The sequence below is a fragment of the Alkalibacterium sp. m-11 genome (genome assembly GCF_054658155.1).
This window is the reverse complement of record NZ_BAAGIR010000094.1, coordinates 1-7,760: the sequence shown is the minus strand read 5'-3', so window position 1 is coordinate 7,760 and position 7,760 is coordinate 1. Positions and strand designations below refer to the sequence as shown.

Genomic DNA, 7,760 nt, shown 5'->3' with positions numbered 1-7,760 from the left:
ACGGTCAGTTCATTACGCATTCTGTATACACTGATGAATTGTCTTGTTGGGCATTATTCGTTGGCCATTGAAAAGAGTAACTACCATACACAAACAGTCTTAGCACGGGCACGACCTTCAAACAAACGAAAGAAAATAAAGTTCTATCTTTATCGGTTCATACGAGGTATCTCTAAAATCCTCTCGTTTGATACAGTAGGTATCAGATACTTTTATAAAGTAGAAAAGCGTTCGAATCAGTTATCTTTACTGTGAATGAATAAACTGAATAATTTTTTAAAACGCGCATATGGGCGTTTCATTTGCATGGCTATTTTTAAACATAATTGCTAAAAATGAGGAATTAACGAATACAGGTTTTCTAATTACATGCAATAGTGGATATTTAGTGTAAAAAGGGTAAATTCAAAATAAAAAAGCGGAGGGATTACTATGTTCAATAAAAAGTCTTATTTAGCTTTAAGTGCAACAGCCTTACTTTTACTATCAGCTTGTGGTAACGGAAATGGAACAGGTGACGGAGATGTAGCAGAGGACGATGATTTCGAAGGAGCAACCGATGATCCGACTGAGTTGACGGTCTGGACCTGGGATCCAAACTTTAACGTTGTAGCACTTGAGATGGCTGAAGAACGCTTTCAGGAAGATAACCCTGACTTCAGCTTGAATATAGTGGAAAACTCCCAGGAAGACGTCGTCCAGAGACTGAATACAAGTTTGAGTTCAGGTGTAACAACGGGACTGCCAAATATAGTGTTTATTGAAGACTATCGTGCTCCAAGTTTCCTTAATTCCTTTGAAGGCTCGTTTTATGCACTAGGCGACTACTATGAAACAGATGACTTTGCAGATTACAAATTGGCAGCCGGAACTCATGACGGTAATGTCTACAATGTTCCTTTTGATACTGGAGTAACTGGCCTATTCGTTCGAACTGACTATCTGGAGGAAGCAGGATATTCGCTTGAGGATCTTCAGGATATAACATGGGAAGAATATATTGAAATCGGTGAAGCTGTTTATGAGGAAACCGGCATCAGCTGGATTACTAACGATCATGGAGACTTAGGTCTGATGCGGATCATGATGCAGTCAAGTGGAGTCTGGTGGACAGAAGCTGATGGCGTGACACCTTATATTGAGGGCAACGAATCCTTGAGACTGGCATTCGAAAATTACAAGCAGATGGTCGATGCAGGTATCATGAATGTTCACAATCAATGGGATCAGTTTATCCAGACTTTTAATAATGGGGATGTAGTGACCGTGCCAACAGGTAACTGGATCAATCCGTCAATCATGCAGGCTGAAGATCAGTCCGGAAACTGGGGAATTGCACCTATTCCTAGACAGAGCCTCGATGATTCAGTCAATGCGTCCAACTTAGGTGGGTCTTCGATATATGTTCTTGACATTGACAACAAGGAACTGGCTGCTGAATTCTTAGCTGAAACGTTCGGTTCTGACGCTGATTTTTATCAGGATCTACTTGTTGAAATAGGAGCGATGGGAGCTTTCTTGCCAGCGAAAGAAGGTGAAGCGTATGCATATGAGAGTGAGTTCTACGGTGGTCAGCAGATCTATCAGGATCTTGCTGAATGGACTCAGGAAATTCCAGAAGTAGAGTTCGGTCAAAGAACGTATGAGATTCAAGATATACTTGCTGTTGCTCTTCAGGACTACTTAGGTGGAGCAGACCTGGACGATGTACTTGAAAACGCTCAAAGTCAGGCAGAATCAGCAATGCAGTAATTGACTGAACGGACACTCATGCTCTTTCAGCAGACGCATACTGAAAGAGCATGAGCTATTTTAAAGGGGGAGATTACTTTGTCATCCGACCACCAGGTTCAAAAAAAGAAAAAGATGGGTAAACTTGAGAGGAACCGCATCATTATGAGCTGGACATTTGTTATCATTCCAACACTGTTTATTGTTCTGTTCTATTTTTATCCGATGATCCAAGCATTCTGGCTTTCACTTCATACTGGAGCCGGGATAAACCTCAACTTTACCGGACTATCCAATTATCGTAGGCTTTTTAATGATCAGGCTTTTCTCACTGCAATGAGAAACACCTTTATTTTCTTAGTCTTTCAGATTCCATTGATGATTATTCTGGCACTGATGTTTTCAGTTGTTCTTAATCAGAAAACGCTGAAATTCAAAGGGCTGTTCCGTACGATCGTTTTTCTTCCGGCGATTACATCTTTGGTTGCCTACTCGTTAGTTTTCAGGTATCTGTTCGCCAACAATGGGATTGTCAACCAGGTTCTGATGGCTGTCAATCTGGTAGATAGTCCCATACTTTGGCTTGGTAATCCGTTCTGGGCAAGGGTACTCATTATCATAGCCATTACTTGGCGCTGGACAGGATATAATATGATATTTTATCTTTCTGCTTTGCAGAATATTGATCCTGGCATATACGAAGCTGCCCGTATTGATGGAGCAAGTGCAGTGCAGCAGTTTTTCAAGATCACTATTCCAATGCTCAGACCAGTTATTCTGTTCACCTCCATTACATCAACAATCGGAACGCTGCAGTTGTTTGATGAGCCGATGAACTTGACAGGAGGGGGACCAGGAAATGCGACCACAACCTTGTCTCAGTACATCTATAACCTTTCGTTCGAATTTACACCGAACTTCGGGTATGCCGCAGCAGTTTCCTATAGTATAGTTGTGTTCGTTATAATTCTGTCGGTTATTCAGTTTAGATTAGGGAGGGAGAAAAAATGAAGAAGAATAAGGCAATGAAAAAGTTCTTTATGTATTTGTTTCTGATCGTAACTTCAATCATGTTTTTCTTTCCTTTTTACTTCCTGATCATTAGTATAACGAATCCTTCAATTGACATTACACGGGGAAGAATGCTCCCTGGAACATATTTTGTAGATAATTTTAGAACGATGCTGGAAACGACTGCACTGACAAGGTCAGTTATCAATTCTACAATAGTGTCAGTCGGTCAGACTATTCTGTCCATATTCATTTCATCACTGGCGGGATACGGCTTTGAGATTCATAAAAGCAGAGGAAAGGAAATGGTCTATAACATTATCCTTCTATCTATGATGATTCCTTTTGCAGCACTGATGGTTCCATTATTCAGATTATTCGGTACGATTTCAGGAATAGCACCCGCTCTAGGGATTGATACGCTTTTCGGTGTCATCCTTCCTTATTTATCTACAGCCTTTCTAGTGTTCTTTTTCAGACAGAACACCAAGATGTTCCCTAAAGAATTACTGGAGGCAGGACGAATGGATGGCCTGTCAGAACTTGGGTTGTTTCTAAAAATCTATATACCTACAATGAAAACAACCTATGCAGCAGCAGGAATTGTTACGTTCATGGGTGCCTGGAATAACTTTTTGTGGCCATTGGTAATTCTTCAGTCTCCAAGCAACTTTACTGTTCCTTTAGTCATTTCTGCTATGGGATCAGGCCACACAATTGACTTTGGAGCAGTCATGATTGCGATATTCTTTACTACCATACCTACAGCGATAATATTCTTCGTTCTTCAAAAACACTTTGTTGCAGGAATGGTCGGATCAATTAAGTAAATCATTACTATCTGGACTTTCGGTGCTATAGAGTCCCGTTGTCTCTACTAACCAGTTCGTGACATATAGGACCCTAATGTAGTATCACTTGCAGCTGACTGAGAATAAACGGAGGGTATTTATATAGAAATAGTGGTTAAATTAATTTGAGAAAAGCTGTCCTGAGGGGCAGCTTTTTTGCATTAGTATAGTTCTATGAGCACATTGCTTATCAGGGTGTAAAAAAAGTTGTGAGGGTAGCTGAGCTGATTGTCATTTGGCGTTGCTGAAGTCCCGCTGGCAAGGAAGTACTCATAGCTTACCGCCCGTTTATCCAATTGAACTATAACAAGAAAAAATCTAATTACAGCTTCCTCTCTAATTCTCCATTTCAAATACAGGTAGACAGGCTCTACTTATAGTTTATTTCCATTTTTCAAAAGTATATGCCACTAGAACGCTTCTAGTGATGGTCATGATCTAATTTAGATCGTAAACTATAGCTAGACCCTGCCTAGCTATACTTCATCCACTACAAGTGATTCTTTTCTTCAATTATAATTCGCATAGCTACATTTTATGCTAACGCTGGAACGGGAAAATACAGTTACAGAACTCAGATAAGTGATCAGCACTAAAATCAGTAAGGAACAATCAGGCTCAGCCTGATTGTCAGCCAATAGAACAGAACAAGCGGCTACCTATTCAATTCTTCCTAAATCCAAGACCACTTTTTCTATCAGAAATCAAACAATACGAATCGAAAATGCTATTCTGATACCGCTAACAAAAAAGTGTAATTTGTTGAATAAGTGCTTCGGTTATTATATATATAACGTGTAACCACTTACATAATTTCTTTGTGTGAGAAAAAGAAAGGGAGGCAATACAATGTTCAAACGTCAAACTTTTTACAAAGGACTGGCCTTATTTTCTGCTGCAGGAATTCTGGCAGCGTGTGGTAATGAGGGAGATATCCCTGGGACAGATGGGGGAACAGACACAGGAGACGGCAATGACAATGGAGCCGTTGATGGAGAAGAAGTCAGCCTGGCCATAATGCAGGGGAAAGTGGAGTTCAATTCTCAGTTCAACGAGCTGGCTCAGATGTACATGGATGAGAATCCTAACGTGTCGATTGAAATTACATCAGTTGGTGGTGGGACAGACTACTTCACTCAGTTGACAACGCGTTTCGGTGCAGGTGATGAGCCGGATATTTTCAGTGTGGCCGGACCGAATGAAATGGAACAGATGGCAGAGTATATGGCGGATTTATCTGATACGGATGCGGCGGGTGCTGCTCTGGATGGCATGCTTGATACGGTGACTGAAGATGATGGATCAGTAGTCGCATTACCATATAACATAGAAGGATACGGATTTATTTATAATAAGGAAGTGTTCGAAGCTGCGGGTATCGATGCTGAGCAGATCGAAACGTATGAAGATCTGGAGGAAGCAGTTCAGACGATCGACAGTCAGCTCGATGAGTTAGATATTCAGGCTGTATTTGCCCTGCCTGGTGCAGAAGGCTGGGTCATGGGAGACCACTTGGCTAATGTCTTCTTATCACATGAATTTAATCAGGATGTCAATGAAGCTTATAACGCTGAAACCATCGAGTTTGAACGAGCTGATGAATTTCAGCGTATGCTGGATCTTCAGGCAGACTACTCCATCGAACCGATTCTGAGTCTGGACTACTCTCAGCAGGTCGAAGAGTACTTCTCTCTAGGACAGGTTGCGATCATTCAGCAGGGGAACTGGATCTATCCTACACTTGAACAGATGGATCCTGATTTTGCTGAAAACAGTGTCGGTATGATGCCTATTCCTTTAGACGGGTATGAAAATCATCTTCCAGTGGGGATTCCGAACTACTGGGCAGTCAACTCTAACAATGATGATGCGACGGTTCAGGCAGCCAAAGATTTTCTAGACTGGATGTATTTGTCAGATGAAGGGAAAGATTTCGTCATAAACGAATTCAACTTCATACCAGCTTATGAGGGATACGAGGACATGGAGATCGGCGATCCACTATCTCAAGTGGTATACGATTACTCGGAGAGTGGAGACACGATTGGGTGGATCTTCAATGGCTATCCGACCGGATTTACGAACAATGAATTTGGTCCGAATCTTCAGGCTTATCTTGGCGGAGAGATGACATGGGAGGAGACGATCGAGAACTCCATCTCAGCATGGGAATCTCTGCGGTAACAGGACAAAGGCCATATTGAATCAGTCATATGGCCTTTTTTGTCTTTATACTATTTAGCATAACTGATGCTGGAAAGGACACTTTATTATGAGAAATAAGGAACTAAGCTTCTGGCTGTTCATTACACCAGTCATTCTGAGTCTGTCACTTGTTGTTATACTTCCTGTTGTCATGGGATTTTTCTATTCATTTACAGACTGGAACGGCTTGACCTTCAATCAGTTTATAGGGTTGGGTCATTATCGGAGACTGCTTGAAGACAGTCAGTTCAGGCAATCACTCTGGTTTACATTCAGGTTTGCGTTTGTCAGTGTGATCGTCCTCAATATTATTGGACTGAGTCTGGCTTTATTAGTGACAAGTAAACTGAAATCACGCAATCTTCTTAGAACAGTTTTCTTCATGCCAAATCTGATCGGCGGACTGATTCTTGGATTCATCTGGCAGTTTATTTTTGTACGAGTATTTGCAGCTATGGGGAACTTCACTGGTATCGAAGGCCTTCTTGGCTGGTTGTCTACTCCAGCTACCGGATTCTGGGGCCTAGTCATCCTGACGGTCTGGCAGCAGGCGGGTTACATTATGATCATCTACATTGCTTATCTGCAGGGCATACCTAAGGAACTGATTGAATCAGCTAATATTGATGGGGCCACACCTTTTCAGAAGTTCCGCTATATAACATTTCCACTTATTGCCCCCGGCTTCACTGTATCGATGTTCCTGACCCTGTCCAGTTCCTTCAAAATTTATGATCAGAACTTGTCACTTACCGGTGGAGGACCATTTAATTCGACACAGATGGTTGCCATGAATATAGTGGACACAGCGTTCGCCAGTAACCAGATGGCTTATGGTCAGGCAAAAGCAGTCGTTTTCTTCTTTATCGTAGCGATTTTCTCTTTATCTCAAGTCTATTATAATAAGAAAAGAGAGGTGGACTTGTAATGAAGAACAACAGAAAATACCTGGCACTTGAAATTATCGGTGTGCTGCTCGGACTGGTCTGGATTTCTCCATTTTATCTCATGCTCGTCAACAGTTTTAAAGCACCCAGGGACATTTTTGCAAATGTACTGAACCTGCCTTCTCAGTTTAATTTCGATAACTATGTTACGGCCTTCAACGATTTGAATTTTATTCGCTCGTTCTTTAATTCGCTGCTGATTACACTGGCTAGTGTTGCAATCATCATTTTGTTTTCATCTATGGCCGGTTATGCATTAGCCAGAAACAAGAGTAGGCTGAGTGGAGCGATTCTACTAATGTTCGTAGCAGCTATGCTTATTCCATTTCAGTCTGTGATGATTCCGCTGACCTCAAATTTCGGTCAAGTCGGGATGCTGAACAGAGTGGGGCTGATATTTATGTATCTTGGATTCGGAAGTAGTCTGGCTATTTTCCTCTACCATGGGGCTATGACAAGAGTATCGATTTCACTTGATGAAGCAGCAATCATAGATGGGGCTAATAAATTTCAGATTTTCTTCAGAATTATTTTTCCGTTACTTAGCCCGATATCAGTAACTGTTGCGATCCTGAACGTGATCTGGATCTGGAACGATTACTTGCTTCCATCTCTAGTTTTAAGCAGACGGAATGAAACGATCCCGATAAGAATGTTTTACTTTTTCGGCCAGTACACCCGACAATGGCATCTGGCTCTTGCAGGGCTGACGATTGCCATTCTCCCAGTCATCATTTTTTACTTCAGTGCTCAGAAGAGCATAGTCGAAGGGGTCACTGATGGAGCGGTAAAATAACAACTTACATCTTAAAGGCTGCTGTCGTGTAGATTCTGGACATGCCGGCAGCTTTTGTTTTTATCCTCATTTAAGAAAGCGTATAATTAGACGAGTGAACTAGGAAACTCCAAGGAATAATTGGGGGAATAGCTCTTAAATGAGCATACAATTGATTGGTTTTTACAGCACTATTGGATTTATCTCGTCAAACAGGTTTTGGTTTGATGGTCTAGAAAA

7 protein-coding genes are annotated in these 7,760 nt (G+C 41.5%); all 7 read left to right on the top strand.

From position 1 onward, the window contains the following. On the top strand, positions 1-255 hold a 255-nt coding region (locus ACYQ2O_RS09155), incomplete at its 5' end, for a hypothetical protein (protein WP_459796468.1). Positions 256-432: 177 nt separating this feature from the next. Further along, positions 433-1,752, top strand: coding sequence for an ABC transporter substrate-binding protein (locus tag ACYQ2O_RS09150; RefSeq protein ID WP_459796467.1), 1,320 nt, complete (start codon positions 433-435; stop codon positions 1,750-1,752). 114 nt (positions 1,753-1,866) lie between these two features. Continuing rightward, positions 1,867-2,742 carry a carbohydrate ABC transporter permease gene (locus ACYQ2O_RS09145; protein WP_459796470.1) on the top strand — a complete coding sequence of 292 codons (876 nt, stop codon included), beginning with the start codon at positions 1,867-1,869 and terminating at the stop codon, positions 2,740-2,742. Then, positions 2,739-3,572, top strand: coding sequence for a carbohydrate ABC transporter permease (locus ACYQ2O_RS09140; RefSeq protein ID WP_459796465.1), 834 nt, complete (start codon positions 2,739-2,741; stop codon positions 3,570-3,572). Before ACYQ2O_RS09145 ends, ACYQ2O_RS09140 begins: the two co-directional genes overlap by 4 nt. Positions 3,573-4,442: 870 nt before the next feature. Next, on the top strand, positions 4,443-5,777 hold the full coding sequence (locus ACYQ2O_RS09135) for an ABC transporter substrate-binding protein (protein WP_459796464.1): 1,335 nt from the start codon (positions 4,443-4,445) through the stop codon (positions 5,775-5,777). Positions 5,778-5,865: 88 nt separating this feature from the next. Further along, positions 5,866-6,726, top strand: a complete 861-nt coding sequence (locus tag ACYQ2O_RS09130) for a carbohydrate ABC transporter permease (protein WP_459796462.1) — start codon at positions 5,866-5,868, stop codon at positions 6,724-6,726. After that, complete coding sequence (locus ACYQ2O_RS09125) at positions 6,726-7,541, top strand: carbohydrate ABC transporter permease (protein WP_459796461.1); 816 nt, start codon at positions 6,726-6,728, stop codon at positions 7,539-7,541. The genes ACYQ2O_RS09130 and ACYQ2O_RS09125 overlap by 1 nt, the downstream gene beginning before the upstream one ends. The last annotated feature ends 219 nt before the right edge of the window (positions 7,542-7,760 follow it).

What these genes read in the sequence shown, in the direction of transcription:
- ACYQ2O_RS09150 (WP_459796467.1), top strand. Translation starts at nt 433, where the DNA reads ATGTTCAATAAAAAGTCTTATTTAGCTTTAAGTGCAACAGCCTTACTT.
- ACYQ2O_RS09145 (WP_459796470.1), top strand. Translation starts at nt 1,867, where the DNA reads ATGGGTAAACTTGAGAGGAACCGCATCATTATGAGCTGGACATTTGTT.
- ACYQ2O_RS09140 (WP_459796465.1), top strand. Translation starts at nt 2,739, where the DNA reads ATGAAGAAGAATAAGGCAATGAAAAAGTTCTTTATGTATTTGTTTCTG.
- ACYQ2O_RS09125 (WP_459796461.1), top strand. Translation starts at nt 6,726, where the DNA reads ATGAAGAACAACAGAAAATACCTGGCACTTGAAATTATCGGTGTGCTG.
- ACYQ2O_RS09135 (WP_459796464.1), top strand. Translation starts at nt 4,443, where the DNA reads ATGTTCAAACGTCAAACTTTTTACAAAGGACTGGCCTTATTTTCTGCT.
- ACYQ2O_RS09130 (WP_459796462.1), top strand. Translation starts at nt 5,866, where the DNA reads ATGAGAAATAAGGAACTAAGCTTCTGGCTGTTCATTACACCAGTCATT.